The organism is Delftia acidovorans NBRC 14950 (genome assembly GCF_001598795.1).
GTDB classification, from domain to species: domain Bacteria; phylum Pseudomonadota; class Gammaproteobacteria; order Burkholderiales; family Burkholderiaceae_C; genus Comamonas; species Comamonas acidovorans.
The window spans coordinates 63,153-86,521 of record NZ_BCZP01000022.1; the positions used below are offsets into that span (position 1 = coordinate 63,153).

The following is a 23,369-nucleotide window of genomic DNA, read 5'->3' on the forward strand; positions in this document are numbered from 1 at the left end:
TTGTCCCAACCGCCTGTCTTGATGGTCGCTGCCGCCTCACTGCCGATTTCCCTGGATGCCGAACCCGCCCCCGCAGCCGACGCCCTGGGCGCCATGGTGGCCGCGCTGGAAGAGGACGTGGTCTTCGGCCGGCTGCACCCGCGCGAGCGCCTGGTTGAAGACGACCTCATGGCCCGATTCGACGTCAAGCGCCACATCGCCCGCGAGGCCCTGGCCGCGCTGGACCGCATGGGCCTCATCGAGCGCCGCAAGAACGTCGGCGCCCTGGTGCGCTCCTTCTCCACCCAGGAAGTGCAGGAGCTGTACGAGCTGCGCGGCATGCTCGAAGTCGAGGCCGCGCGCAAGATCCCCCTGCCCGTTCCCCCCGAAAGCCTGGACCGCCTGACCGCCATCCAGCAGCAGCACGACGCCGCCGTGGCCGAAGGCAACGCGCGCCTGGTGTTCCGCATCAACCTGGCCTTTCACCAGGAACTGTTTGCGCTGGCGGGCAACGACACGCTGCACAAGGCCATCACCGAATACGCGCGCCAGACCCACCCCATCCGCTTCGCCTCCCTGGTCTCGGCCGACTACCGCGAGCGCGCGCGCCAGGAACACTGGCAAATGATCGAAGCCCTGCGCGCCCAGGACCGCGACGCACTGGTGCGCCTGTGCGCCGAGCACCTGCTGCCCTCACGCGATGCGTATCTGAATGCGCAGTTGCAGCGGTTGTAGGTGAAGTCCTTAGCTGGGCGGGCAGTGCAGCCCCTCAGTCCCGAGCCGCCCCCAACCTCCCCCGGTACGCCGCAGGCGTCTCCCCGAACGTGCGCCGGAACAGCCCGATGAAGGCGCTGGCCGTGGCGTAGCCCAGGTCCAGCGCGATGTTCGTTACCGGCGCGCCGGCGGCCAGCATCTCCAGCGAGCGCATCAGCCGTGCGCGCTGGCGCCAGGCGGTGAAGCTGAAGCCGGTTTCCGAGACAAAGCGCCGGCTCAGCGTGCGCGAGCTGACCGCTGCCCAGCGCGCCCAGGCCTCCAGGTCGCGGGCATCGGCCGGGTCGGCGATCAGCGCGCGGGCGATGCGCTGCAGGCGCGGGTCGGCGGGCAGGGGCAGGCCCAGGGGCTCCACGGGCAGGGTGCGGATCTCGTCCAGGATCACCGCCATCACATGGGCGCGGGCCTGGTCCGCCGAAGGGCCTGGTTGCACGGGCTGCGTTGTGGGCACGCCTTGCTGCCATCCCCAGCCGGCGGCGCGCAGCACGGCCTCACGCAGCAGGCCCGAGGTGCGGATGGCGCAGGGCCGCTGCGGCAGGTCGGCGCAGGCCGGCTCCGCCACATAGACGCTCCAGCCGTGGAAGGGACCATGTGAGCGGCCCGAATGCAGCTGGTGCGGCGGCAGCCACACGGCATGGATGGCGGGCACCACCCAGACCGCGTCTTCCACGCCCACCGACAGCAGCCCGCGCAGCGAGCCGAACAGCTGGCCGCGCGCGTGGCGGTGCGGCTCGGAGGCCAGTTCCTCGTCCTGGTTGCCCACGGCCGCGATCAGCACGGGGCCATCGGCACGGTTCACATGGCTGACGAGTTCAAGAATGGCGTCGGGCATGGCGTCTTTGAGCTATTTGTTGGCTGATCCAGTCTACAGCCGCCAACGTCTTTGTTCTTACGCTTGTGCCATGCACACAGACAACACCGCCCTTGCAGAGCCGCCAGGCCCGGCCATCGACCTGGACTCGCTCTACGCCGCCCCGGCAGAAAGAATCCAGAAGGCCGTGCGCGACCGCCTGTCCGACTTCCACGAGGCCTATCTGCGCCAGGCCAGCTTCTTTTGCCTGGCCACGGCCGGCGAACGCGGCCTGGATGCCTCGCCGCGCGGCGGGCCGCCCGGCTTTGTGCAGGTGCTGGACGAGCGCACCGTGGCCTTTGCCGACTGGCCCGGCAACAACCGCATCGAATCCCTGCGCAACCTGCAGGCCGATGACCGCCTGGCCATGCTCTTCCTGTTCCCGGGGCTGGACATCTTCCTGCGCATCAACGGACGCGGCCGCATCTCCACCGACCCCCATCTGCTGCAGGAGCTGAGCGAAGGCCGGGGCACGCCCAAGACCGCCACCGTGGTGCTGGTCGACGAGGTGCTGCTGCACTGCGGCAAAGCCATCCACCGCTCCGGCCTGTGGAACCCGTCAAGCCAGCTGGACCGCACCGCCCTGCCCACCGTGGGCCAGATGATGGCCGCCCTCACGCAGCTGGCCGATGCCACGGCGCCCGCCATGGATGCCGCCCAACAGGAGCAGGCCAACGCCCACTACGCCCATGCGGTCAGGCACGACCTGTACTGATGCCCTGCTTTTTCCCAGGAACCAGGACATGCTGATCGATACCTCCCGCTTTCCCCTGGTCTACCTGCGCGAACCCGAAGCGCAGGCACCTGCAGACGCAGGCAACGGCAATGACGCATCGGCCGAAGCCCAGATCGAATCCCTGCTCGACCAGGGCCGGCAATTCGTGCTGCTCACCGATCACCTGCCCGGCGACCACCCCGAGGAAAGCCACGAAGAACGCAAGCAGCGCGCCCTGTTCTTCAAGCGCAACCGCGAACGCATGCGCCAGCTGTGCCGGGGCATGGTCGTCATCACGGGCGACCGCGCCGTGCCCACCGCCCTGCGCCTGGCCGTGCAAGGCATGGGCAAGGCGCTGGGCATGCGGGTTGCGTTCGTGCAGGGGGAGGATGAGGCGCAGGCGTGCTCGCGGGAGCTGCTTGGACAGGCGTGAACGCAGGCCAGGCGGAATGTGGGCACAAACAGACACATCTCCCTACAAGCTCCATACGGGGGAGTCGCATCGATAAAATTATTGGGAATCATTCTCATCCAGTTTTCTCCATGCACTCCCCCCTCCACACGCTGACCCCGATCGCCGGGGCCCTGGCCCTTCTTTTGTCTGCTGGCGCCGCATGGGCCCAGCCTGCCCCTTCCACGGCAACGGCCGCGCCCGAGCTGGGCACCGTCACCGTGGAGGCCAGCGCCGATGCGTCGGCTGAAGGCCTGTCCAGGCCCTACGCGGGCGGCCAGGTGGCGCGCGGCGGGCGGGCCGGGATTCTGGGCACGCGCGACAACATGGAGACGCCGTTCTCCATCACCAGCTACACCAACGAGCTGATCCAGGACCGCCAGGCCAAGAGCGTGGGCGATGTGCTGCAGAACGATCCTTCCGTGCGCGTGGCGCGCGGCTTCGGCAATTTCCAGGAGTCCTACTTCGTGCGCGGCTTCGTGCTGGGCTCGGACGACGTGGCCTACAACGGCCTGTACGCCCTGCTGCCGCGCCAGTACATCGCCACCGAGCTGTTCGAGCGCGTGGAGCTGCTGCGCGGCGCATCGGCTTTTCTGATGGGCGCCAGCCCCAATGGCGGCGGGCTGGGCGGCAACATCAACCTGCTGCCCAAGCGCGCGGGCACTGATCCGCTGTCGCGCGTGACGGCAGGCATTGCCAGCGGCGGCCAGGCCTTCGTGGCGGCCGACGTGAGCCGGCGCTTCGGCCCCGACCAGGCCACGGGCATCCGCCTGAACGCTGCGCACCGGGGCGGCGATACGGCCATCGACCAGGAAAGCTCCAAGCTCGATCTGTTGTCCGTGGGCATGGACTGGCGCAGCCGCAATGTGCGCCTGTCGGGCGACATCGGCTGGCAGGACAACCGCCTCAAGCGCACGCGCACCAATGTCACGCCGGGCGCAGGGCTGGCGGCCATTCCTGCGGCGCCCGATGCTTCCTCCAACTGGGCCCAGCCCTGGACCTATTCCGACGAGCGCGACCTGTTCGGCACGCTGCGCGGCGAATGGGACATCAACAGCAACGTGACGGCCTGGGCCGCCTACGGCCTGCGCCGCAGCTCCGAGAACAACTCGCTGGCCAACATCACGCTGGCGGCGGCCGGCAATGGCGCGGCCACCACCAGCCGCTTCGACAACGCCCGCAAGGACCGCGTGAGCACGGGCGAGCTGGGCGTGCGCGCACGCCTGCAGACGGGCGATGTGGGCCATGAGATCGTCGCCAGCTATTCGGCCTTCGACCTCAAGGTCTACAACGCCTATGGCATGAGCACCGGCGGGGGCAGCAACACGCTGGCCACCAATCTCTACGACCCGCGCTACTACGCGATCACGCCGCTCAACTACCTGGGCAACGACCTGTCCAACCCCGCCTACAACCGGGGCACGCGCCTGAACAGCTTTGCGCTGGGCGACACGCTGTCGCTGATGGACGGCCGCATGCTGGTGACGGCCGGCGTGCGCCGCCAGACGATAGAGACCGACTCGGTGAGCTACCGCCTCGTCAGCAACGGCGCCGTCACCAGCCAGGGCGGCGTGCGCACGGCCTATGACCAGAGCCGCACCAGCCCGGTGCTGGGCGCGGTGTTCAAGCTCACGCCCCAGGTATCGCTGTACGGCAACTACATCGAGGGACTGGCCCAGGGCGACACGGCGCCGGCCAAGTCGGGCGACACCATCATCGCCAACGCGGGCCAGCAGATGTCGCCCTACGTGACCAAGCAAAAGGAAGTGGGCATCAAGTACGACGGCGGCAAGCTGGGCGGCGGCCTGGCCTTCTTCTCCACCGACAAGCCGCGCTCGCTGATCGACGGCAACCTCTTCACCTCGGCCGGCAAGGACCGTCACCAGGGCGTGGAATTCAACGTCTTCGGCGAACCCATGCGCGGCCTGCGCCTGCTGGGCGGCGCCACCTGGCTGGACGCCAGGCAGCAAAGCACGGGCCGCGCCACCACCGACGGCAAGCGCGTCATCGGCGTGCCGCGCTTCCAGGCCACGGCGGGCGTGGAATGGGATGTGCCGGGCATCAACGGCCTGGCGCTGGACGGCCGCCTGGTGCACACAGGCGCCAGCTACGCCAACGACGTCAACACCCTGCGGGTGGCCGGATGGAACCGCCTGGACCTGGGCGTGCGCTACATGACCGAAGTGCAGGGCAAGCTGCTCACGCTGCGCCTGCGCGTGGACAACGCGACGGACCGCAACTACTGGGCCTCCGTGGGCGGCTACCCGGGTTCGGGCTACCTGACGGTGGGCGGTCCGCGCACGTTCTCGCTGAGTGCGAGTGTGGATTTCTAATGGCATGCGTGCATGGCCAGACGATGCCATGCACGCACGTGACTGCCTATCGGGAGTTGGCGAGCGCCTCGCAAGCCTCACTGGCTGCGTTCGTGATGTTTGCCATGTTCACGTGGCACGAACATCAGGAAAAAGCGAACAAAGCCGGAATACCAGGCTTCAGGCCGCAGCCCGCCCTCAAGTCTCGCGCGGCTTGGTATCCGGCTCCGCGTCCGCCTGCGGGGGCGGCGCACTGACCACGTGCGGCAGCATCACGAGGATGACGATGGCCAGCAGCGTGGCCAGCAGCGCGATGGCTTCGCGCCCCAGGCCGCAGGCCACGCCGATGGCGGCCGTCATCCAGATGCCGGCGGCGGTGGTCAGGCCCTGCACCTGCTCCTCGGTGTGGCGTTTGATGATGGCGCCTGCGCCCAGGAAGCCCACGCCGGCCACCACGCCCTGGATCACGCGGCTCATGTCGGCAATGCCCATGCCTCCGCGCTCGGGCACCAGCACGAACAGCGCCGCGCCCATGGCCACCAGCATGTGGGTGCGCAGGCCGGCGGCCTTGCCCTTGTGTTCTCGCTCGTAGCCGACGATGCCGCCCAGCAGGGCCGCCAGCAGCAGGCGCACCATGACGCGCGTGACCTCGGCCGCATCGGGCAGGCTGGAGAATTCCTCGGCCAGGGTGCTGGTTACTTCCTCCCACATGGCGCGTTCCTTTCCTCGGGTTGTGCGTCAGGACTCAGGAAGCGAGCATGGCGTGGCGTGCAGCGCGCCCAGGCCATCGCCCTTCGCCATTGCCTGTCAGCCAAGCGCGCCCGGCTCAGGCGCTTGCGGGCTTGTCCTGGTCCTTGGGCGGTGCAGCCGGCTCTGCGGCGCTGGCGGGTGCGCTGGCGGGCTCCGGTTCCGGCGCGGCGGCCGGTGCTGGTACGGGCTCAGGTACGGGCTCAGGTGCTGGCTCAGTTGCAGGTGCAGGCTCGGGAGCAGGTGCAGGCACCAGACTCAGCATGTGCTGGGCCAGCGTCTCGTACAGCGGCCGGGCCAGCATGCGCGAGACCAGGCTGGCCAGCATGGCAGCGGCCATGAGGCTGAGCACCATGGAGTGGCCGTCCACCATCTCCATCACGATGATGAAGGCCGTCAGCGGCGCCTGCGTGACGGCGGCCAGGAAGGCGGCCATGCCCATGGCGATGAGGGCGGGCGCGATGTCTGCGCCCATGAGGCCGGCCACGTTGTGGCCCACGCCCGCGCCAATCGACAGCGAGGGCGCGAAGATGCCGCCCGGCACGCCCACCCAGGCCGACAGCCAGGTGGCGATGAACTTCAGGGTGACGTAGAACGAGGGCACGTCGGCCTGGCCCGCCAGCATGTGCTTGACGGCCTCCGAGCCCGCGCCGAAGGTGGCGCCGCCCGTGACCATGCCGATGACGGCAATCACCAGCGCGATCGCCGCCGCGAAGCGGATGGGTAAGCGCGCACGCAGCTGGTTGAGCCGCTCGGGCGTGCGGGTCAGCGAGGCGGCCAGCAGCTTGGCGAACAGGCCTCCCAGCACGCCGCAGGCCAGGGTCACGCACAGGCCGGGCAGCAGCGCGTCCCAGGTCAGGTGGGGCACCTGGATGCGCCCGAAATAACTGAGGTTGCCAAAGGCCGACACGCCCATCAGGCCGGCCAGCACGATGGCCGCGATGATCAGGCCGCTGGAGCGCGACTCCAGCTTGCGCGACAGCTCCTCGATGGCGAAGACCACGCCCGCCAGCGGCGCGTTGAAGGCCGCCGCAATGCCGGCCGCGCCGCCAGCCACCAGCAGCGCATGGTGGCTGATGCCCGAATGCGGCCCGAACCAGCGCCGCGCATGGTGCATGACACCGGCGGCCACCTGCACCGAAGGCCCCTCGCGCCCGATCGACAGCCCCGCCGCAAAGCCCGCGCTGGCCAGGGCCATCTTGGCGAAGGACAGCCACAGCGACACGAAGCGCCCGCGCTGCGCGGGGTCCAGCGCCGGGTCCAGCGTGGCGATCACCTGCGGAATGCCCGACCCCGCCGCGCCCGGCGCCCAGCGCCGCGTGAGCCACACGGCGCCCGCCGTGACGGCAGGCATCCACAGCAGAACGGCCCAGCCGCCCTGCCAGTGGTAGATGCTCTCGAAGAGTTCAAAGCCCGCGTCGGCCATCAGCGTGAAGGCCACCACGCACAGCCCGGCGGCGGCCGCATAGGCCAGCACGATGGTGCGGTCCAGCCAGCGCCTGCCGTCCCGGAATTCCTGGTTCAGGTTGTGGAGGAAGTCGGGTTCTTGCTGCATCGCGTGAAGAGGCTGGGCGAAAGCTCTTCATTGTGCACAAGCCCGGCCACAGGGGCTGTGGCCAGCGGCAATGCCTACTTCACCGCTGCGTTGATGGCCGATGACTGCGTACCTGGAGAGCCGTCCGTCCGTCAGGCATTCCACCGCCCGGGCATGAGCACCCTGGCAACCCGTGCCTTACGCCACTCAATGACGGCACGTTTGCGCAGCTCTCGCCCGCGCCGGCGCGAACCTGTCGCTGACCTGCAGCGCGCTGCGGTGCCGATCATGCCTGCAGGTTCAGTCCACCACGAAGAGCCTGGCGCCCTTGGGCGAGCGCGAGCGGTGCGGCTCGGCGTTGTCCGCCACCTGGTAGCTCATGCCGGGCGTCAGCGTGAAGCGGCGGCCGTCCGCCAGCTCGGTCTCCAGCTCGCCTTCCAGGCACAGCAGCACATGGCCCTTGGTGCACCAGTGGTCGGAGACATAGCCGGGCGTGTACTCCACCGTGCGCACGCGGATGTTGCCGAAGTTCTGTGTGCGCCAGAACGCCTGGCCGGCCTCGGCCGAATGCTCGGTGGGCGCCACGGCGGCCCAGTCGGTGGTGTTGAAGGGGATGTTGTCCATCTGCATGGCGGGATTCCTTGATGAAGGGGGTGTACAGCGTGGGGGCCGGCGTCGGCAGCAGCCTCGGCCTCAGCCGCCGCGCCGCAGCAGGTAGATATCCATGATCCAGCCATGCCGCTCGCGCGCTGCGGCGCGGGCCTGCACGATGCGGGGGGCGGCCTCGGCCAGCGGGCCGCTGTCCAGCATCTGGCGGTCCATGCCCAGGTAGGCGCCCCACCAGATGTGCAGGCCATGGGAGGGCAGCTCGGTGAAGCTGCACTGTCCGTCCAGCATCACCACAGCCGTGTCCACGCCGGGCGGCCAGCCCTGCTCGCGCAGCTGGCGGCCCGTGGTCACCACGAAGGGCTGGCCTATGCCGTTGAGCGCAATCGCATGCGCGGCGCACAGCACCTGCATGGAGCTGATGCCCGCCACCACGCGCACGCTGTGCGGCGCCGGCTGCATGCGCGCGGCAATGCGCAGGGTGCTGTCGTACAGCGCCGGGTCCCCCCAGACCAGCAGGGCGACCTGCAAGGGCTGGCCGGGGGTGCGCGGCTGCAGCCCCTCGTCCAGGGACCGGGCGATGGCCGCCTGCCAGCAGCGCGTGATGGCCGCATGCCATTCATCGACCTGGGCCAGGTAGTCGTCGCCCACGCTGCGGCGCACGGGCATGTCGAAGCCTTCGATGCGCGGGCCGGGCGCAGTGAGCACGGCATCGCACAGGTCGCGGCGCAGGGCGGCGAGTTCGGCCTTGTCCTCGCCCTTGTGCGGCAGCAGGATCAGGTCGGCGGCCTGCATGGCGGCCTGGGCTTCGCGCGTGAGGTGGTCGGGGTTGCCCGTGCCGATGCCGATCAGGCTCAGCGCCACGGGCGGCAGGGCCGCGCTCATGGGGCGGAGTTCCCCAGGGGCACATCCCTCACGGTATCCCTCGCGGTATCCAGCGCGGCGCCGCCGCGCACGTCGGTGGCGGGAAAGCGCGGCTCGGTGCCCAGCGGGCGGTAGCGGCGGTCGTAGTCGGCCGCGTAGAGGCGGCTTTCGCCGAAGTCCTCGGCCTGCAGGCTGCGGCCCACCAGGATCAGTGCCGTGCGCTCCATATGGGTGGCCACGGCCTCGGTCAGGCTGCCCACCGTGGTGCGCACCACGGTTTCGTCAGGCCAGCTGGCGCGCCAGACGATGGCCACGGGGCAGTCGGCGCCGTAGTGCGGCAGCAGCTCGGACTGCACCTTGGCGGCCACATGGATGGACAGATGGATGGCCAGCACGGCGCCCGTGGCAGCGAAGGCGGCCAGGTTCTCGCCCTCGGGCATGGCCGTGGCGCGGCCCGAGGTGCGTGTCAGCACCACGGACTGGCACAGGCCGGGCAGGGTCAGCTCCGCGCCCAGCGTGGCGGCAGCGGCCGCGAACGAGGGCACGCCCGGCGTGACGGTGTAGGCAATGCCGGCCTCGCGCAGGCGGCGCAGTTGCTCGCCCATGGCCGACCAGACGGACAGGTCGCCCGAGTGCAGGCGCGCCACGTCTTCGCCACGCGCCTCGGCGGCCTGGATCTCGGCCACGATGTCGTCCAGGCTCATGGATGCGGTGTTGACGATGCGCGCGCCCGGCGGGCAGTGCGCCAGCAGCTCGCGCGGTATCAGCGAGCCCGCGTACAGGCAAACCGGGCAGGCCGCCATGAGGTCGCGCCCGCGCACGGTGATCAGGTCGGCGGCGCCGGGGCCGGCGCCGATGAAATGCACGGTCATGCCGTTGCTCCTTGTTTCTTGGCCTGGCTGGCGTGGGCCAGGCAACAGTTCAGAGGTCCGCCCTGGCCCACGGCCAGGGCCAGGGTGGCGCTGCCATCGTCCGCCACCAGGCGGGTCACGCTCAGGGCGGAGTGCGGGCCTGCGGCGGCCAGCGCCGCCGCCTCGGCCACGCTGCCCGTGCCATAGCGCGCCAGCATGCGCGGCGACTGCGTGACCACGGGCTGCCCAGGCAGTTGCCCTGGCGGCACGCGCACCAGAACGGCCGTGGGCACGACAGCCGCCATCCAGGCGGCCAGCGCCGGGTGGCCGGCCTTGGTGTCCAGCACAGCCACGGCGCAGATGGGCTGGGGCGCGCAGGCGCTTGCGTCTGCGCTTTCCGGCAGGAGCGCCTGCGCCCGCTGCCACAGCGCCTGCAGCGCATGGGGCAGTGCGTCGGTGTGCAGGCCCAGGCCCAGCACGCCGCAGCGGTGGGGGATGGTTTCGTCCGGGTTCACCGCTGCCAGCTCCACTGCACCAGCGGCCGCGCAGCCTTCCAGCTGCGCATGCGGCCCAGCGGCTCGGCGCTGGAGATCTCCAGCCGCAGCAGCTGGCCGCCGTGCTGGGCCTGCAGTTGCACCAGCAGGGCCTCGGTCTCCAGCGTCACGGCATTGACCACCAGGCGGCAGCCTGCGGGCATGAGGGCCTGCAGGCGCTCGAACAATTCGGCGTCAAAGCCGCCGCCCACGAACACGGCCTGGGGCCGGGCCAGCACCTGCAGTTCGGCCAGCGCCTCGGGCGCCACGCCCTGCACCACGCGCAGGCGCGCCTGCAGGCCGAAGCGCCGGGCGTTGAGGCGGATGTTGTCCGCACGCGCCGCATGCTGCTCCAGGCTGATGGCCGATCCGCCCGCCAGGCACCACTCAACGGCCACCGAGCCCGAGCCGCCGCCCACATCCCACAGGCATTCGCCGTGGCGCGGCGACAGGGCCGCCAGGGTCAGCGCGCGGGCCGGGGCCTTGGTGATCTGGCCGTCGTTGGCGTACCAGTGGTTGGGCCGGCCCGGCACCAGCGGCAGGGCCGCGCCGCCCTGGGCGAGCACGGCCACGGCCACGGGCGCGCATGCAGGGTCGGCGGCCAGGGCCTGGGCGGCTTCGGCGGCGCGCCATGCGCGGCGGCGCTCGCGCGGGCCGCCCACGGATTCCATGACCTGAAGGCAGCTGTCGCCCCAGCCTTCCTGCACCAGCCAGTCCGCCAATGCGGCCACGGCGGCGCCATCGCGCAGCAGCACCAGCGACTGGCGGCCTGGCGACAGGTGCGGCAGCAGCTGCTCCACGTGGCCGGCGTGCAGGCCCAGGCAGACCGTGTCTTCCAGCTTCCAGCCCAGGCGGGACGCCAGCAGCGAAAATGTCGAGGGTTGGGCGTGGCAGCGCCACTCCTGCGGCGCCAGATGCGCCGCCAGGCTGCCGCCCGCCCCGAACCAGAACGGATCGCCCGACGCCAGCACCACCGTGGGCCGGCCACGGCAAGCCAGCACGGGCGCCACGTCAAAGGGCACGGGCCAGGGACGGCCCCGCTCGCCGGCACCGGCCAGCGCCAGGTGGCGCGGCCCGCCAAAAACGGTCTCGGCCGCGTCCAGCGCGCGCAGCGCGGCGGGCGAGAGGCCGTCCAGGCCGTCTTCGTTCAGGCCCACCAATGTCAACCAGGGATCAGTCATGCCCCATGTTCTCCTGCTGGGCGGCACCAGCGGCGCCAGCCAGCTGGCCCAGGCCCTGCACCGCGCCGGCATTGCCGCCGTGTTCTCGTATGCGGGCGTCACGCAGTCGCCCGTGGCCCAGCCCCTGCCCACCCGCGTGGGAGGCTTTGGCGGTGCCCAGGGCCTGGCGCAATTCCTGCGCGGGCAGGCCATCAGCCATGTGGTCGATGCCACCCACCCGTTTGCCGCACAGATGAGCCGCAATGCCTGCGAGGCCTGCGCCGCCACCGGCATGCCGCTGCTGGCGCTGGAGCGCGAGCCCTGGCAGGCCAGTGCCGGCGACGCCTGGATCGACGTGCCCGACATGCAAGCCGCCGCTGCCGCCCTGCCCCAGGCAGCCGCCCGGGTGTTTCTGGCCGTGGGCCGCAAGCAGCTTGCGGCCTTTGCGGGCCAGCCGCAGCACCACTACCTGCTGCGCCTGGTCGATGCGCCCGAGCCCGGCAGCCTGCCCCTGCCCCACACCACGGTGGTGCTGGGGCGCGGGCCTTTCAGCGCGGACGACGATGAAGCCTTGTTGCGCACGCACGGCATCGAATGGCTGGTGGCCAAGAACGCAGGCGGCGAGGCCACGCGCGGCAAGCTCGATGCCGCACGCGCCCTGGGCATGCCCGTGGTGATGGTGCAGCGCCCGGCGCTGCCGCAGCGCCAGCGCACCGGGTCGGTGGCTGCGGTGCTGCACTGGATTGCTCATGGCGTGCTGCCGACAGCGCCGACAGCACCGCCCGCGCCGCCATCCATGCCGTAGTGGCGTGGCGTATAGACCCAGCGGCCCACGCGGCGCGTGGCGCTGTTGCCCACCAGGACTACGGTGCGCATGTCGGCCATCTCGGGCGTGGCCTCGGCCAGCGTGCATACGTGCAAGTGTTCCTCGGGCGTGGACACGGCGCGCGCAAACACCAGCAGGCGCTGCGGCTCGCAGCGGGTGCGCAGCAGCTGCAGCAGGCGCACAAAGCCTTCGGGCCGGCTCTTGGAGCGCGGGTTGTAGAAGGCCATGGCGAAGTCGGCCTCGGCCGCCAGTTCCACGCGCCGCGCGATCACCGGCCAGGGCTTGAGGTTGTCCGAGAGATTGATGCAGCAAAAGTCATGGCCCAGCGGCGCACCGGCCCGCGCGGCGGCGGCCAGCATGGCGGTGATGCCGGGCAGCACCTGGATATCGAGCGCCTGCCAGGCGGCGGCCTGCAACGCATCGGCAGATTCAATGGCCTCGAACACGGCCGACGCCATGGCGAACACGCCCGGGTCGCCCGAGGACACCACCACCACCTGCCGCCCCTGCGCGGCCAGCGCCAGCGCCTGGCGCGCGCGCTCCAGCTCCACACGGTTGTCCGAGGCATGCCAGGCCACGGCCTGGCCCTGACCCGCCTGCGCCAGCAGGGCCTGCGCGCGGGACACATAGGGCAGGTAGCCGACCACATCGTCGGCCGCGAGCAAGGCGGCTGCGGCTTCGGGCGTGATCTGGTCCAGTGCGCCCGGGCCCAGCCCCACCACCGTCAGGCGGCCGGCGCTCACCATGCGGCCTCCGGCCGGCGGCCCTGGCCGTGCACGAGCACGATGGCGAAATAGGGGCAGGCGTCGTCGGACACATCGCCCAGGCGCGCGACCTGCTCGCTGTCCGTGGTGCCGTTCTGCACCAGCCAGGCGGCGTCAAGCCGGCCCGTGCGCTGCAGGGCGCGGCGGATGCGCGGCAGGTTGCGGCCGACCTTCATGACGACCAGGGCCTCGGCCGTCTGCATGCGGCGCACCAGCTCGTCTTCCGACAGGGTGCCGGTCATCACGCTGAGCACATCGTCGCCCCAGGTGATGGGCTCGCCCGTGGCGTGCCAGCAGCCCACCATGCCGGGGATGCCGGGCACCACGTCCAGCGGCACCTGGCCGCGTTCGCGCAGCCGGGTGTACAGATGCATGAAGGAGCCGTAGAGGAAGGGGTCGCCCTCGCACAGCACCACCACCTGCTCGGTCTGCGCCAGCGCTTCCAGGCGCAGGCACCAGTCGTCGTAGAAGCGCGCCAGCAGGTCCACATAGGCGGGGCTGTCCACGGGCAGCTCGGTGGTCACCGGGTACTCCATGGCGTGCTCGGCAGCGCCTTGGGCCAGCAGGCCGTCCACCAGCTGGCGGGCCTTGCCGGGCCGGCCCTTCTTGCGGAAGAACGCCACCTGGCGGGCGCCGCGCACAAGGCGGTCGGCCTTGACGCTCATGAGTTCGGGGTCGCCCGGGCCCAGGCCCACGCAGACAATGCCGGGCCCGCCCTGGCTGGGACGCGGCTGCCTACTCGACATGGCTGGCCAGTGCGTTGATGGCGGCCACGGTGATGGCCGAGCCGCCCAGGCGGCCGTGCACGGCCATGCAGGGAACGGGCAGGTCCTGCATCAGCGCCTGCTTGGATTCCATGGCGCCCACAAAGCCCACGGGGCAGCCGATGATGGCTGCCGGCCGGGGGCAGGCCGGGTCCTGCAGCATGTTGAGCAGGTGGAACAAGGCCGTGGGCGCATTGCCGATGGCCACCACGGCGCCGGCCAGGTGCGGGCGCCACAGCTCCAACGCGGCGGCGCTGCGCGTGTTGCCCATGTCACGGGCCAGCGCGGGCACGCGCTCGTCCGGCAGCGTGCAGATGATGGGGTTGGCGGCGGGCAGGCGCGAGCGCGTGATGCCCTCGCTGACCATGCGCACGTCGCACAGCACGGGCGCGCCGTTTTGCAGGGCCTGCGCGGCGGCCTCGGCCATGCCGGGGGAGAAGGCCACGTGCGGGGCCAGCTCCACCAGGCCGGCGGCGTGGATCATGCGCACCACCACGCGTTCCTCGACAGGCGTGAAGCGTTCCAGCGCCGCCTCGCGGCGGATGGTGGCAAAGGACTGCCGGTAGATCTCGGCGCCATCGGTTTCGTAGCGGTGCAGCATTATTCTTTTGAAAACAGCAATCCCGGATTGTCTCGCACCGAGGCCAGGGTCCGCTGCTCCTGCGCCCTATCCCCGGCACGGCCGTGGCGCACTACGGAATAGACAGGGCCTTCGCCCTCGTCTTCACCTTCTGCCCGCAGCACCACCGTGGCCGGCGCCTGCCGCGCGCAGCCCTTGGCGCATCCGGTCACATGCAGGTGCGCGCCGTGGGGCACCTGCGGCGCCAGCTCCAGCGCCAGGGCCTGCGTGGGACCCAGGGCCTGGGTGCAGCCCGGCGCGCCGGTACAGGCGGATACGCGCAGGCGCGGGTCATGGGCGTGGGTGATCCAGTCAGCGGCGTTGTCCAGCCCTGCAGCCGCCCACCCGCAAGGCAGGGCGGCGCCAGCTTCCGCGTTTTCGTCTTCCACCAGCAGCATGCGCCAGGGTGTCACACGCAAAAAGGCCTGCTCAGGCAAGGCGCGCACCAGCCGCGCCAGCGCCACGGCCGGCAAGCGGCCCAGCGGCGCGCCCAGCAGCCAGCCCACGCCGGGCACGGCACCGGGCGCCGGTCCTTCGCCGTGGACCGGGGTTTCTGTCTCCACCCAGTCCAGTCCGGGGGGCGGCTGCAGTTGCGCCGCCACCGCGGCCATGCGTCCGGGCCGCAAGCCCTGGGCGCGGCGAAGAGAGGCCTGACCGGCAAACCAGCGCGCCAGCGCCAGGCCTGCGGCCACGGCCTGGTCCGCCTCGGCCACGGCCAGCGCCTGCTGCCGTCCATCGGGCTGCACCAGCCAGCCGGTGGAGGTGCGCTGCAGGCGGATATCGGCGGACACGCCGGCCAGCCGGCCCGGCGCGCCCTCCACCGACCAGCCGAACTTGGCCGGCAGCCCCGCCAGGTCGTCGGCCGCATCCAGTGCCTGCTGCAGGGCCTGGCCCAGCGCATGGACGGCCTCCTGCGGCCGGCACAGCGGGTCGATCACCAAGTTGCGGCGGCGCTCGCGGCCCGCGTCGGCGTCCAGCAGGCCCACGGCCGCCAGGGCGCGCAGCACGGCGGCGTGCCGCCCGGGCGCAATGCCGCGCAACTGCACATTGGCGCGGCTGGACAGCTCCAGCGCGCCGTTGCCATGCACCCAGGCCAGGCGCGCCAGCCGCCGCGCCTGGGCCACCGTCAGGCGGCCCAGCGGCGGGCGCACGCGCAGCACCAGCCCATCGCCGGAGGCCATGGGCTGCCAGGCGCCGGGGCACCAGCCTTGGATGTGGGGAGGGGTATGCATGGGGTAGGGGCCCCGACTGTAGCGCCGGCGCACCCGGCATCCCAGGTGCAAGACCCGCATGCGTTCATGAAATGCGGGCTTTCTTGATCCAGCCCGCCTGGGAAGCGGGCTGGTAACGCCTAACACCCATCTAGCCTAAATTTGTCAATTCAAGTTGAAATTTAACAATTCACCCTTAGGGTTTTATCAAATTGATCATTTATTTTTGATAGAAACTGATACTTGCACCACCTACCTGGAAAGCGCCATGAATCTCCGCACCTGGACCGTCAAGACCAAGCTCTACGCCGCCTTTACCGCCCTGGCTTTACTGGTCGCACTGGTTTCCGTATCTGCCCTTCATGCGCTGGACGGTTCCGACCGCAACCTGACGCAGTTCGTCGACGGCGTGAACGCCCGCGCCCATCTGGCCGAACAGGTGCGCGCGGCCGTGGACAGCCGCGCCATCGCGGCGCGCAACCTGGTGCTGGTGAACACGCCAGCCGATCTGGACATGGAAAAAACGGCCGTGTACGCCGCCCATGCTGCGGTCAAGTCCCACCTGGACCAGCTCAAGGCCCTTGTGGCCGCGCCCGGGGTGGGCGAGGAGGCTCGCGCCCTGGTCGCCCGCATCGACCAGATAGAGCAGCGCTACGGCCCGGTGGCGCTGGACATCGTTTCGCTGGCGCTGCGCCAGCAAAGGGACGAGGCCATTGCCAAGATGAACAGCGAGTGCCGGCCGCTGCTGGCCCAGCTGATCGCGGCCACCGACGAGTACAGCCGGCTCACGCGCCAGCACGCCCAGGTCATGGTGGAGCAGGCCACGCAGTCCTATGTGCAGCAACGCAACATGCAGATCGGCGTGAGCGCGGTCGCCTTCGTGCTGGCCCTGCTCATGGGCCGGCTGATCGCACGCGGCCTGACACGCGCGCTGGGGGCCGAGCCTGCCCAGCTCGGTGAAGTCGCCCGCCAGATCGCCGACGGCAACCTCGACCCCGGACTGGTGCGCAGCGAAGCGCCCGCAGGCAGCGTGCAGGCCTCGCTCAACGCCATGCACCAGAGCCTGGCCAGCGTGGTCAGCGATGTGCGCAACAACGCCGACAGCGTGGCCGTGGCCAGCGAGCAGATCGCCAAGGGCAATGCCGACCTGAGCCGCCGCACCGAGCAGCAGGCCAGCGCGCTGCAGGAAACCGCAGCCTCCATGGACGAACTGTCTTCCACCGTGCAGCAGAACGCGGACAACGCGCGCCAGGTCAACCAGCTCGCGCGCGGCGCCAGCCAGGTGGCGGTCAAGGGCGGCGCCGTGGTGCAGGAAGTAGTGGGCGCCATGCAGGACATCCATGCCAGCTCGCGCCAGATCGGCGACATCGTGGGCGTGATCGACTCCATCGCCTTCCAGACCAACATCCTGGCCCTGAACGCCGCCATCGAGGCCGCGCGTGCCGGCGAGCAGGGCAAGGGCTTCGCCGTGGTGGCCGCCGAGGTACGCACCCTGGCCCAGCGCAGCGCGCAGGCCGCCCGCGAGATCAAGCAGCTCATCACTGACAGCGCCACGCGCGTCAGCCAGGGCGCGGAGCTGGCCGACCAGGCCGGCGCCACCATGGCCGAGGTGCTGCAATCCATACAGCGCGTGACCGACCTCATGGGCGAGATCAGCAACGCCAGCGACGAGCAAAGCGCCGGTGTGGCCCAGGTCGGGCAGGCCATGAGCCAGATGGACCAGGTCACGCAGCAAAACGCCGCCCTGGTGGAGGAAAGCGCGGCGGCGGCCTCCAGCCTCAAGTCCCAGGCCCAGCGCCTGGTGCAGGCCGTGGCCATCTTCCGCCTGGGCCATCAGGGCAATGTGCCCCAGCAGCCGGGTTTTCAGGCGCCGCTGCCGGCGTCCGTGCCCATGCGCGCGGCCACGGCATCTGCGTTGGCGCCAGCCAAGCCTGCACGTGCACCTGCTTCTGCTCCTGCCCCCGTGCGGACGGCAGCTGCTGCTCGCACCTCGCCCCCTGCACGCATCGCTGCGGCCAGCCCGCCTGCCGAATCGCAGGACTGGACCAGCTTCTGAGGCCGGGAATCCGCACGCATGCGCCGCTACCGCTCCTGCACCGCGCCCCTGGACAAGGCTGCGCAGGTGCGCGAACTGGAAGAGTTCTTCCGCGGGCAAAACCCCATCGACCTCGCTGCGGCCGACTGGCACACGCGCATGGAGCAAGGCCTGACCGCCGAGGAAGAAGCCGAATTCACTGAATGGCTGGCAGCCAGCACGGCGCACGAGGCTGCCTTGCGCCACCTGGGCCAGAGCCTGGCGGCAGCGCGGTCCACTCCCCCCGAACAGGTGGCACGCCTGCGCGCGGAGCAGGCACGCAGGCGCTCGCAGTCGGCGCCTCACGCACACCCGGAACCGGCCCCGCAGCGCCCGTCCTCCGAAGAGCGCCAAGGCTGGAGCTGGTCCCGCCTGCTGCCGCGCCCTGCCCTGGCGGCCCTGTGCTGCACGGTGGCCCTGGTCCTGACCCTGGTCCTGGCCGTGGGCGTGGGCTGGCACCAGTGGCAGCAGCAACCCACCTTCACCAGCAGCCACCTGACCCCACGGGGCCAGGCCAGGACCATCACCTTGCCGGATGGCACCGCACTGTCCCTGGATGCCGATACCCAGGCGCAGGTGGCCCTGTACCGCGACCGGCGCGAGGTGCGCATCACGCAAGGGCAGATCCTGTTTGCCGTGGCGCTCGACAGCGCCAGGCCCTTTCATGTGCTGGCCGGCCCGGCGCGCGTCACCGTGGGCGGCACGCGGTTTTCCGTGCGCTATCGCGCCACGGGCATGGAGGCGGGCAGCGTGCAGGTAGCCGTGCAGGAAGGCCATGTGCGTGTGGCCGGCGCGCAAGGCACGGCAGCCGCTGGCGCCGCGCCCGCCGCCCTGGTCGCGGGCCAGGCCCTGAGCGTGTCGCCTGCAGGCGTGCTCGGTCCGGTGTCGGCTGTGGCGCCCGGCAGCATTGCGCTGTGGCGCAAGGGACTGATCCGCTTCGAGAACACGCCCCTGGCCGACGCCCTGGCCGAGCTGGAGCGCTACGGGCCGACCGGCCTGGTGGTGCACGACCCGGCCGTGGCGGCCCTGCGCATTGGCGGCACCTACCAGACCAATCGCCCCGCCGAGTTCGCACGCATGCTGGCCCAGATCCTGCCTGTCACTCTGGTGGCCGGGCCTGATGGCCAGACCGAGATTGCCGCTGCGCCTTGAGCACGGAGGCGGGGCGCCGGGGCCGCGCGGCGGTTGATCGAACAGCTCGGTCGTCAGCTTCCCCGCAGCCGGCGCCGGTGTTCGATCACCGTGCCCAGCAGAACCAGTCGGTTCCTGTCGCTGCGCAGCACGGCATGGTCTTCGTTGAGCGGTACCAGATCAAAGACCTCGGTGCCGTCCTCTCCCACTCCGCGCACGCGGTACTTTCTGAGCAGCACCTGCCGCTTGCCATTCCTGGCCAGCACATGGTCGCCGGGCCGGGGGCTGGCCTGGGGATCGATCAGCACACGGTCGCCCTCGCGCAATTCGGGCGACATGGCATCGCCCTCCAGCGCAAGAAAAAACGCACCGGGCGATGCGTTGTCCTTGCCGAATTCGATGTCCAGGGTTTCAGCGGGATCGGGAAATGCGCCGTCATCTGCCAGGGATGCAGCCTGGGCATGCGAGAGAACGGGATATTGGCGCAATCCTTTGGGAAACTCGGGCAGATTGGTGCCGGGCGTGTCCCCATCTGGAAGCAGGGCCGGCAAATCGGAAACCATCTTCACCAGCCTGGGACTGATTTCGAAAAGCGAAACCTTCAAGCCCTTGGCATACGCAATGCCCGCCTCCAGGCTGATGGGCCGGTTGCCGCTTTGGTGCTGGGAGACCATGGAGGAGCCGCCAGGAATGCCGGCCTTCTCTGCGAACTCGGCCTTGCTTTTCACAGTAGAGAGCAGGCGCTTGAGGTTCGCCGCCTCTTGCTCGGTGGTCCAAACTTTCATGTAGCGATGCTAATAATCGAAACCATTAGCAATGCTTTTCATTTTTTGATAGCTATGCTAAATTTTTCCCATGAAAAATGCAGCCAGCAAAACCCTGTTCCACCGTTTCATCCCCGGCCTGCGCTTCCACTCGTTCTGGTACTACCAGGCACGCGGCTCCACGGGCAGGGTGCGCTGGGCGCGGCTGCCCATGGTGTCCGACGCCTGTGCGCTGGCCGATCCCCATGGCGCATGGTGGTGTGCGCAGCGGTGCGCCGCCGTTTTGGCGCAGCGGCCATGGCGGTCCATGCAACTGCCGCCCGGCCTGCCTGCGCAGCCGGATGCCCGCCAGATGGCGCATGTCCTGCAGCAATGGCTGCCGGGCTGGAGCGCTGCGCCGGCCAGCGTGCAGGTCTGTGCCCACGCGCTTGAGAACGGCGGCAGTGCGCTGCTGCAGCTGCATGTCTGGGCCAGGAGCGCGCCCAGCATTCTTTGGGCATGGGTGGTAGGGGTGGAGGTCCAGGCGCGCCAATCCCTTCAGGGGCTGGCGCCTGCGCCAGGCAGCCTGCAAGCCGGGCACCTGTCCCCGCGAGCCCTGCTGATCGTTCCCTTCGGCCAGGACATGCCCTGGGCCACCGGCCATACCGCCCGGGTTCGCCTGCATGCACGGGGACCTCAACCGCACGGGCCACATGAAGTGGTGGCGCAGGACGGCTGCTGGTTTGAAGACAGTGGCCTGGATGCCGTGTTGCTGAAGCCGGTCTTGCGCGTTCAGGATGAGCGCGTATCCCTATGAAGAGCCAGATGGGGCCAGATGGCGCCAGATGGCGCAAGCGATTTCCTATAACGATGGAACGCGGTGGATGCACTCCGACTCACACTGTCCGCAGCTGTTGCCACAGCACCAGGCGCTGCACCCTTGCCGCACAGCGCCGCCCCCTCATTCATTCAACCGTTTCAAGGAGTTCCCATGCATCTTCAACGCACCGTCCTTTTTGCAGGCATGGCTGCCAGCCTCTTTCTGGCGGCGGGATGGGCCACGGCCGCAGAAGGCCCTGCCACGGCCCAGGCACCCCAGGCCAAGGTCCAGGCCGCCAAGCCGGCGGGCGACACCGTGCAGTCGCAGCTGGAGGCCTCCACCTGGGTGCCCGACGGCAAGGCCGATGCGCCGCGCGTGATCTATACCTTCACCGACCCCAACTGCAAGTACTGCCACAAGTTCTGGGAGGCCGCACGCCCCTGGGTGGATGCAGGCAAGGTGCAGCTGCGCCACATCCTGGTGGGCATGATCCGGGACGACAGCCCGGCCAAGGCCGCCGCCATCCTGCAGGCCCCGGACCGCGCGGCCGCACTGATGGAGCACGAGAAGAAGTCCGCCCAGGGCGGCATAGCCCCCGCCTTCAGCGTCAGCCCCGACGTGCGCAAGACGCTGGAGGCCCACCGCAAGCTGATGATGTCCCTGGGGTTCCGTGGCACGCCGGGCATCGTGGTGATCGACAGCCAGGGCGGCACCAAGAGCTATGGCGGCATGCCGCGCGATGCGGCCCTGCCCGAGGTGTTCGGGGCGCTGTGAACGGGCTGCCGTGAACGGGACGCCAGGTGGTGCCCACACCTCGGCAGCCACGAGTAGCATGGCCGGCAGGATCACCACTGCGGAGAACGCCACCATGCTCAAGCTCTACGGTTTTTCCAGGGTCAATGCCGGCGCGCGCGGCCGCACGCGCGATCTGCGCGTGCTGTGGGCACTCGAAGAGATGCAGCTGCCCTTCGAGATCGCGGGCATGGACCATCCCGCGCACGACCTGAACACCGAGGCCTACCGCCGGCTCAGCCCCTTCGAGCAGATTCCGGCGCTGGACGATGACGGGCAGGTGATTTCGGAGTCGGCCGCCATCGTGCTGCATCTGGCCAGAAAGTGCGGCCGGCTGATGCCCTCCGATGCAACCGGCGAGGCACAGGTGCTGCGCTGGTGCTTTGCAGCCATGAACACGGTGGAGCCGCCGCTGCTCAGCCTGATGGTTCTGGACTGGACGGCCGATGGCAGCTGCGGCAAGCACCGCGAATTCCTGGTGGGCTGGGCGCATCGCATGCTGGGCAACCTGGAGCGCTGGCTGGACGGGCGCCGCTTCATTGCCACCGACGAATTCACGGTGGCCGACATCCTGATGGCGCATGTGCTCGCCTGCATCCCGGACCGCACGCTGACCGCGCCCTGCCCCGCCGTGGTGGCCTACCGCGACAGATGCCTGGCCCGGCCCGCCTGGCAGCGGACCCTGGCGGCCTACAACGCGCGGGTGGAGGCGGCGTAGCCGGGGCTCAGGGCTGCTCGGTGCTCAGGGCTGCTGGAAGGCCGCCACAGGCTGGGACTGCGGTGGCGGCGGCGGCGGCGCAGTCCAGCTGCCGCCCAGCACGCGGAACAGCTGGGCCTGCGCCAACTGCCGCTGGGTCACGGTATCGATGTAGGCGCTTTCATTGGCGAAGGCGCTGCGCTGTGCGTCCAGGTAGCGCAGATGGTCGTCCACCCCCGCCTGGTAACGGGCCTGCGCCAGCCGCAGGCTTTCGCGGCTGCTGTCGCGCAGCGCCAGGCGCGCGGCTTCCTCGCGGCGCAGCGTGTCGGTGGCGGCAAGGGCATCGGCCACTTCGCGGAAGGCGGTCTGGATGGCCTGCTCGTAGGCGGCCACGGCCATGTCCTTGCGCAGCACGGCCAGGTCGAGGTTGGCGCGGTTGCGCCCCCCGTCGAAGAGGGGCAGCGTGACCTGGGGAGTGAACGACCAGGCGCGCTGGCCCGAGCGGAACAGGTCGGACAGATCGGCGCTGGACGATCCCAGGAACCCGGTGAGCGAGATGCGCGGGAAGAAGGCCGCGCGCGCCGCACCAATGTCCGCGCTGCGCGCGCGCAGCCGGTGCTCGGCCGCCTGGATGTCGGGGCGGTGGATGAGCAGTTCGGAAGGCGTGCCGGCCGACAGGTCCTGCAGCAGCATGGGCACGTCGGGCGACTTTGCCGACTGTGCAGACCCTGCGGCCTGTGCAGACCGTGCGGACTGTGCGGACAGGTACGGCCCCAGATCCTCCAAGCCCGTCAGCAGCAGCAGGGCGTTGCCGGCCTGGCGCAGCTCGCGTTCGCTGCGTTCCACGTCGGCGCGGGCCTGGGCGGCCAGGCCCAGGGCGTCCTGGTGATCCAGGGCGGTGGCCGTGCCCGCCTGGCGCCGCTGCGCAGTCAGGCGCAGCGAGGATTCACGGCTTTGCAGCGTGCGCTGCGCCAGTTGCAGCCGGCGCAGGCCCCCGTCGCGGGACAGGTAGGCCTGCACCACTTCGGCACCCAGGCTGATGCGGGCGGCGCGCGCGGCCTCTTCGGTGGCCAGGTATTCGCCCAGGGCGGCTTCGGACAGGTTGCGCACGCGGCCGAACAGGTCCAGCTCGAAGGCGGCCAGCCCCAGGCCGGCCTGCCAACTGCCCTGCACCTGCGGCTGGCCCGTGGCATTCATGTCGCCCGGCAGGCGCTGGCGCGTGCCGCCGCCCTGCAGGCCCACGCCCGGCAGCCGGTCGGCGCGCTGCACCTGGTACAGGGCGCGTGCCGCCTCCACGTTGAGCAGGGTCTGGCGCAGATCGCGGTTGTGGGCCTGGGCCAGGTCCACCAGCTGGCGCAGCTGGCGGTCGGCGATGAAGCTGTTCCAGTCCAGCGTGGCCGCCGACGAGGACAGCACGGGCGCGGCATCCTGTTGCGGCCAGTGCGTGGGAATGGGCGCCTGCGGACGCTGGTGGACCGGGGCGAGGGAGCAGCCCGCCAGCACCAGGCTGGCGGCCAGCGCACACAGGGCGCGTGGGAAGAAGTGCATGGACATG

The 23,369-nt window shown here is 70.3% G+C and carries 24 protein-coding genes; 10 read left to right on the forward strand and 14 right to left on the reverse strand.

Annotated elements, in window-relative coordinates; all coding sequences use genetic code 11:
- Positions 1-21 precede the first annotated feature (21 nt).
- Positions 22-714, forward strand: a complete 693-nt coding sequence (locus DA1_RS22885; RefSeq protein ID WP_017406573.1) for a GntR family transcriptional regulator — start codon at positions 22-24, stop codon at positions 712-714.
- A gap of 34 nt (positions 715-748) precedes the next feature.
- Here the strand turns inward: DA1_RS22885 and DA1_RS22890 are convergent, their stop codons facing one another.
- Positions 749-1,582 carry an AraC family transcriptional regulator gene (locus DA1_RS22890; protein WP_013800526.1) on the reverse strand — a complete coding sequence of 278 codons (834 nt, stop codon included), beginning with the start codon at positions 1,580-1,582 and terminating at the stop codon, positions 749-751.
- Positions 1,583-1,652: 70 nt separating this feature from the next.
- Here DA1_RS22890 and DA1_RS22895 point away from each other — a divergent pair, with 70 nt between their 5' ends.
- The 3 genes from DA1_RS22895 (at position 1,653) to DA1_RS22905 (ending at position 5,099) form a co-directional block, all read left to right on the forward strand.
- Positions 1,653-2,315, forward strand: a complete 663-nt coding sequence (locus DA1_RS22895) for a pyridoxamine 5'-phosphate oxidase family protein (RefSeq protein ID WP_034397215.1) — start codon at positions 1,653-1,655, stop codon at positions 2,313-2,315.
- A gap of 28 nt (positions 2,316-2,343) precedes the next feature.
- Entirely contained in the window at positions 2,344-2,748 is a 405-nt protein-coding gene (locus DA1_RS22900) for a hypothetical protein (protein ID WP_034397217.1), read from the forward strand.
- 110 nt (positions 2,749-2,858) lie between these two features.
- Complete coding sequence (locus DA1_RS22905; protein WP_034397219.1) at positions 2,859-5,099, forward strand: TonB-dependent receptor; 2,241 nt, start codon at positions 2,859-2,861, stop codon at positions 5,097-5,099.
- A gap of 177 nt (positions 5,100-5,276) precedes the next feature.
- Here DA1_RS22905 and DA1_RS22910 read toward each other — a convergent pair whose 3' ends face one another.
- From DA1_RS22910 to DA1_RS22940, 7 genes are all read right to left on the reverse strand, one after another.
- Positions 5,277-5,789: an MgtC/SapB family protein gene (locus tag DA1_RS22910; RefSeq protein WP_034397220.1), complete on the reverse strand. Its 513-nt coding sequence runs from the start codon at positions 5,787-5,789 to the stop codon at positions 5,277-5,279.
- Between the two features lie 115 nt (positions 5,790-5,904).
- The gene (locus DA1_RS22915) at positions 5,905-7,380 is read right to left on the reverse strand and encodes a chloride channel protein (protein ID WP_034397222.1); all 1,476 of its coding nucleotides are present in this window, start codon (positions 7,378-7,380) and stop codon (positions 5,905-5,907) included.
- A 279-nt stretch (positions 7,381-7,659) separates the two neighbouring features.
- Entirely contained in the window at positions 7,660-7,989 is a 330-nt protein-coding gene (locus DA1_RS22920) for a DHCW motif cupin fold protein (RefSeq protein ID WP_013800515.1), read from the reverse strand.
- A 63-nt stretch (positions 7,990-8,052) separates the two neighbouring features.
- Positions 8,053-8,850, reverse strand: coding sequence for a precorrin-6A synthase (deacetylating) (gene cobF / locus DA1_RS22925; RefSeq protein ID WP_034397224.1), 798 nt, complete (start codon positions 8,848-8,850; stop codon positions 8,053-8,055).
- Positions 8,847-9,701, reverse strand: coding sequence for a precorrin-4 C(11)-methyltransferase (gene cobM / locus DA1_RS22930; protein WP_034397226.1), 855 nt, complete (start codon positions 9,699-9,701; stop codon positions 8,847-8,849). The genes cobF and cobM overlap by 4 nt, the downstream gene beginning before the upstream one ends.
- Positions 9,698-10,195 carry a cobalamin biosynthesis protein gene (locus DA1_RS22935; protein WP_034398997.1) on the reverse strand — a complete coding sequence of 166 codons (498 nt, stop codon included), beginning with the start codon at positions 10,193-10,195 and terminating at the stop codon, positions 9,698-9,700. The genes cobM and DA1_RS22935 overlap by 4 nt, the downstream gene beginning before the upstream one ends.
- Positions 10,192-11,394 (reverse strand): bifunctional cobalt-precorrin-7 (C(5))-methyltransferase/cobalt-precorrin-6B (C(15))-methyltransferase, encoded by a 1,203-nt coding sequence (locus DA1_RS22940; RefSeq protein ID WP_034397228.1) that lies wholly within the window; start codon positions 11,392-11,394, stop codon positions 10,192-10,194. Before DA1_RS22940 ends, DA1_RS22935 begins: the two co-directional genes overlap by 4 nt.
- On the opposite strand from DA1_RS22940, the gene DA1_RS22945 reads away from it, so the two are divergent.
- Positions 11,393-12,178 carry a cobalt-precorrin-6A reductase gene (locus DA1_RS22945; RefSeq protein ID WP_034397230.1) on the forward strand — a complete coding sequence of 262 codons (786 nt, stop codon included), beginning with the start codon at positions 11,393-11,395 and terminating at the stop codon, positions 12,176-12,178. The two genes, DA1_RS22940 and DA1_RS22945, sit on opposite strands and share 2 nt — an antisense overlap.
- Here the strand turns inward: DA1_RS22945 and cobJ are convergent.
- Genes cobJ through cobG form a run of 4 tightly spaced genes read right to left on the reverse strand, consistent with a single transcriptional unit; the run spans position 12,121 to position 15,578 of the window.
- On the reverse strand, positions 12,121-12,945 hold the full coding sequence (gene cobJ, locus DA1_RS22950) for a precorrin-3B C(17)-methyltransferase (RefSeq protein ID WP_034397232.1): 825 nt from the start codon (positions 12,943-12,945) through the stop codon (positions 12,121-12,123). The genes DA1_RS22945 and cobJ overlap by 58 nt on opposite strands.
- Positions 12,939-13,709 (reverse strand): precorrin-2 C(20)-methyltransferase, encoded by a 771-nt coding sequence (gene cobI / locus DA1_RS22955; protein WP_034397234.1) that lies wholly within the window; start codon positions 13,707-13,709, stop codon positions 12,939-12,941. Before cobI ends, cobJ begins: the two co-directional genes overlap by 7 nt.
- Complete coding sequence (locus DA1_RS22960; protein WP_034397236.1) at positions 13,699-14,328, reverse strand: precorrin-8X methylmutase; 630 nt, start codon at positions 14,326-14,328, stop codon at positions 13,699-13,701. The genes cobI and DA1_RS22960 overlap by 11 nt, the downstream gene beginning before the upstream one ends.
- Positions 14,328-15,578, reverse strand: coding sequence for a precorrin-3B synthase (gene cobG / locus DA1_RS22965; protein ID WP_034397237.1), 1,251 nt, complete (start codon positions 15,576-15,578; stop codon positions 14,328-14,330). The genes DA1_RS22960 and cobG overlap by 1 nt, the downstream gene beginning before the upstream one ends.
- Before the next feature lie 247 nt (positions 15,579-15,825).
- On the opposite strand from cobG, the gene DA1_RS22970 reads away from it, so the two are divergent.
- Together DA1_RS22970 and DA1_RS22975 are read left to right on the forward strand one after the other, a co-directional pair.
- A complete protein-coding gene (locus tag DA1_RS22970) occupies positions 15,826-17,613 on the forward strand; it encodes a methyl-accepting chemotaxis protein (protein ID WP_034397239.1) in 1,788 nt (595 codons plus the stop codon).
- Between the two features lie 18 nt (positions 17,614-17,631).
- The gene (locus DA1_RS22975) at positions 17,632-18,783 is read left to right on the forward strand and encodes a FecR family protein (RefSeq protein ID WP_034397241.1); all 1,152 of its coding nucleotides are present in this window, start codon (positions 17,632-17,634) and stop codon (positions 18,781-18,783) included.
- A gap of 53 nt (positions 18,784-18,836) precedes the next feature.
- Here DA1_RS22975 and DA1_RS22980 read toward each other — a convergent pair whose 3' ends face one another.
- Complete coding sequence (locus DA1_RS22980; RefSeq protein WP_051941000.1) at positions 18,837-19,547, reverse strand: LexA family protein; 711 nt, start codon at positions 19,545-19,547, stop codon at positions 18,837-18,839.
- Positions 19,548-19,617: 70 nt separating this feature from the next.
- Between DA1_RS22980 and DA1_RS22985 the strand changes: the two genes are divergently transcribed.
- The 3 genes from DA1_RS22985 to DA1_RS22995 all read left to right on the forward strand — a co-directional run bounded on the left by DA1_RS22985 (position 19,618) and on the right by DA1_RS22995 (position 21,835).
- On the forward strand, positions 19,618-20,322 hold the full coding sequence (locus DA1_RS22985; RefSeq protein WP_051941003.1) for a hypothetical protein: 705 nt from the start codon (positions 19,618-19,620) through the stop codon (positions 20,320-20,322).
- A gap of 174 nt (positions 20,323-20,496) precedes the next feature.
- Positions 20,497-21,099 carry a thiol:disulfide interchange protein DsbG gene (gene dsbG / locus DA1_RS22990; protein WP_034397243.1) on the forward strand — a complete coding sequence of 201 codons (603 nt, stop codon included), beginning with the start codon at positions 20,497-20,499 and terminating at the stop codon, positions 21,097-21,099.
- Positions 21,100-21,157: 58 nt separating this feature from the next.
- The gene (locus DA1_RS22995) at positions 21,158-21,835 is read left to right on the forward strand and encodes a glutathione S-transferase family protein (RefSeq protein ID WP_225971012.1); all 678 of its coding nucleotides are present in this window, start codon (positions 21,158-21,160) and stop codon (positions 21,833-21,835) included.
- Positions 21,836-21,859: 24 nt separating this feature from the next.
- Here the strand turns inward: DA1_RS22995 and DA1_RS23000 are convergent, their stop codons facing one another.
- The gene (locus tag DA1_RS23000) at positions 21,860-23,368 is read right to left on the reverse strand and encodes an efflux transporter outer membrane subunit (protein WP_034397245.1); all 1,509 of its coding nucleotides are present in this window, start codon (positions 23,366-23,368) and stop codon (positions 21,860-21,862) included.
- Position 23,369 lies beyond the last annotated feature (1 nt).

What these genes read in the sequence shown, in the direction of transcription:
- DA1_RS22885 (WP_017406573.1), top strand. Translation starts at nt 22, where the DNA reads ATGGTCGCTGCCGCCTCACTGCCGATTTCCCTGGATGCCGAACCCGCC.
- DA1_RS22890 (WP_013800526.1), bottom strand. Translation starts at nt 1,582, where the DNA reads ATGCCCGACGCCATTCTTGAACTCGTCAGCCATGTGAACCGTGCCGAT.
- DA1_RS22895 (WP_034397215.1), top strand. Translation starts at nt 1,653, where the DNA reads ATGCACACAGACAACACCGCCCTTGCAGAGCCGCCAGGCCCGGCCATC.
- DA1_RS22900 (WP_034397217.1), top strand. Translation starts at nt 2,344, where the DNA reads ATGCTGATCGATACCTCCCGCTTTCCCCTGGTCTACCTGCGCGAACCC.
- DA1_RS22905 (WP_034397219.1), top strand. Translation starts at nt 2,859, where the DNA reads ATGCACTCCCCCCTCCACACGCTGACCCCGATCGCCGGGGCCCTGGCC.
- DA1_RS22910 (WP_034397220.1), bottom strand. Translation starts at nt 5,789, where the DNA reads ATGTGGGAGGAAGTAACCAGCACCCTGGCCGAGGAATTCTCCAGCCTG.
- DA1_RS22915 (WP_034397222.1), bottom strand. Translation starts at nt 7,380, where the DNA reads ATGCAGCAAGAACCCGACTTCCTCCACAACCTGAACCAGGAATTCCGG.
- DA1_RS22920 (WP_013800515.1), bottom strand. Translation starts at nt 7,989, where the DNA reads ATGCAGATGGACAACATCCCCTTCAACACCACCGACTGGGCCGCCGTG.
- cobF (WP_034397224.1), bottom strand. Translation starts at nt 8,850, where the DNA reads ATGAGCGCGGCCCTGCCGCCCGTGGCGCTGAGCCTGATCGGCATCGGC.
- cobM (WP_034397226.1), bottom strand. Translation starts at nt 9,701, where the DNA reads ATGACCGTGCATTTCATCGGCGCCGGCCCCGGCGCCGCCGACCTGATC.
- DA1_RS22945 (WP_034397230.1), top strand. Translation starts at nt 11,393, where the DNA reads ATGCCCCATGTTCTCCTGCTGGGCGGCACCAGCGGCGCCAGCCAGCTG.
- DA1_RS22940 (WP_034397228.1), bottom strand. Translation starts at nt 11,394, where the DNA reads ATGACTGATCCCTGGTTGACATTGGTGGGCCTGAACGAAGACGGCCTG.
- cobJ (WP_034397232.1), bottom strand. Translation starts at nt 12,945, where the DNA reads ATGGTGAGCGCCGGCCGCCTGACGGTGGTGGGGCTGGGCCCGGGCGCA.
- cobI (WP_034397234.1), bottom strand. Translation starts at nt 13,709, where the DNA reads ATGTCGAGTAGGCAGCCGCGTCCCAGCCAGGGCGGGCCCGGCATTGTC.
- DA1_RS22960 (WP_034397236.1), bottom strand. Translation starts at nt 14,328, where the DNA reads ATGCTGCACCGCTACGAAACCGATGGCGCCGAGATCTACCGGCAGTCC.
- cobG (WP_034397237.1), bottom strand. Translation starts at nt 15,578, where the DNA reads ATGCATACCCCTCCCCACATCCAAGGCTGGTGCCCCGGCGCCTGGCAG.
- DA1_RS22970 (WP_034397239.1), top strand. Translation starts at nt 15,826, where the DNA reads ATGAATCTCCGCACCTGGACCGTCAAGACCAAGCTCTACGCCGCCTTT.
- DA1_RS22975 (WP_034397241.1), top strand. Translation starts at nt 17,632, where the DNA reads ATGCGCCGCTACCGCTCCTGCACCGCGCCCCTGGACAAGGCTGCGCAG.
- DA1_RS22980 (WP_051941000.1), bottom strand. Translation starts at nt 19,547, where the DNA reads ATGAAAGTTTGGACCACCGAGCAAGAGGCGGCGAACCTCAAGCGCCTG.
- DA1_RS22985 (WP_051941003.1), top strand. Translation starts at nt 19,618, where the DNA reads ATGAAAAATGCAGCCAGCAAAACCCTGTTCCACCGTTTCATCCCCGGC.
- dsbG (WP_034397243.1), top strand. Translation starts at nt 20,497, where the DNA reads ATGCATCTTCAACGCACCGTCCTTTTTGCAGGCATGGCTGCCAGCCTC.
- DA1_RS22995 (WP_225971012.1), top strand. Translation starts at nt 21,158, where the DNA reads ATGGCCGGCAGGATCACCACTGCGGAGAACGCCACCATGCTCAAGCTC.
- DA1_RS23000 (WP_034397245.1), bottom strand. Translation starts at nt 23,368, where the DNA reads ATGTCCATGCACTTCTTCCCACGCGCCCTGTGTGCGCTGGCCGCCAGC.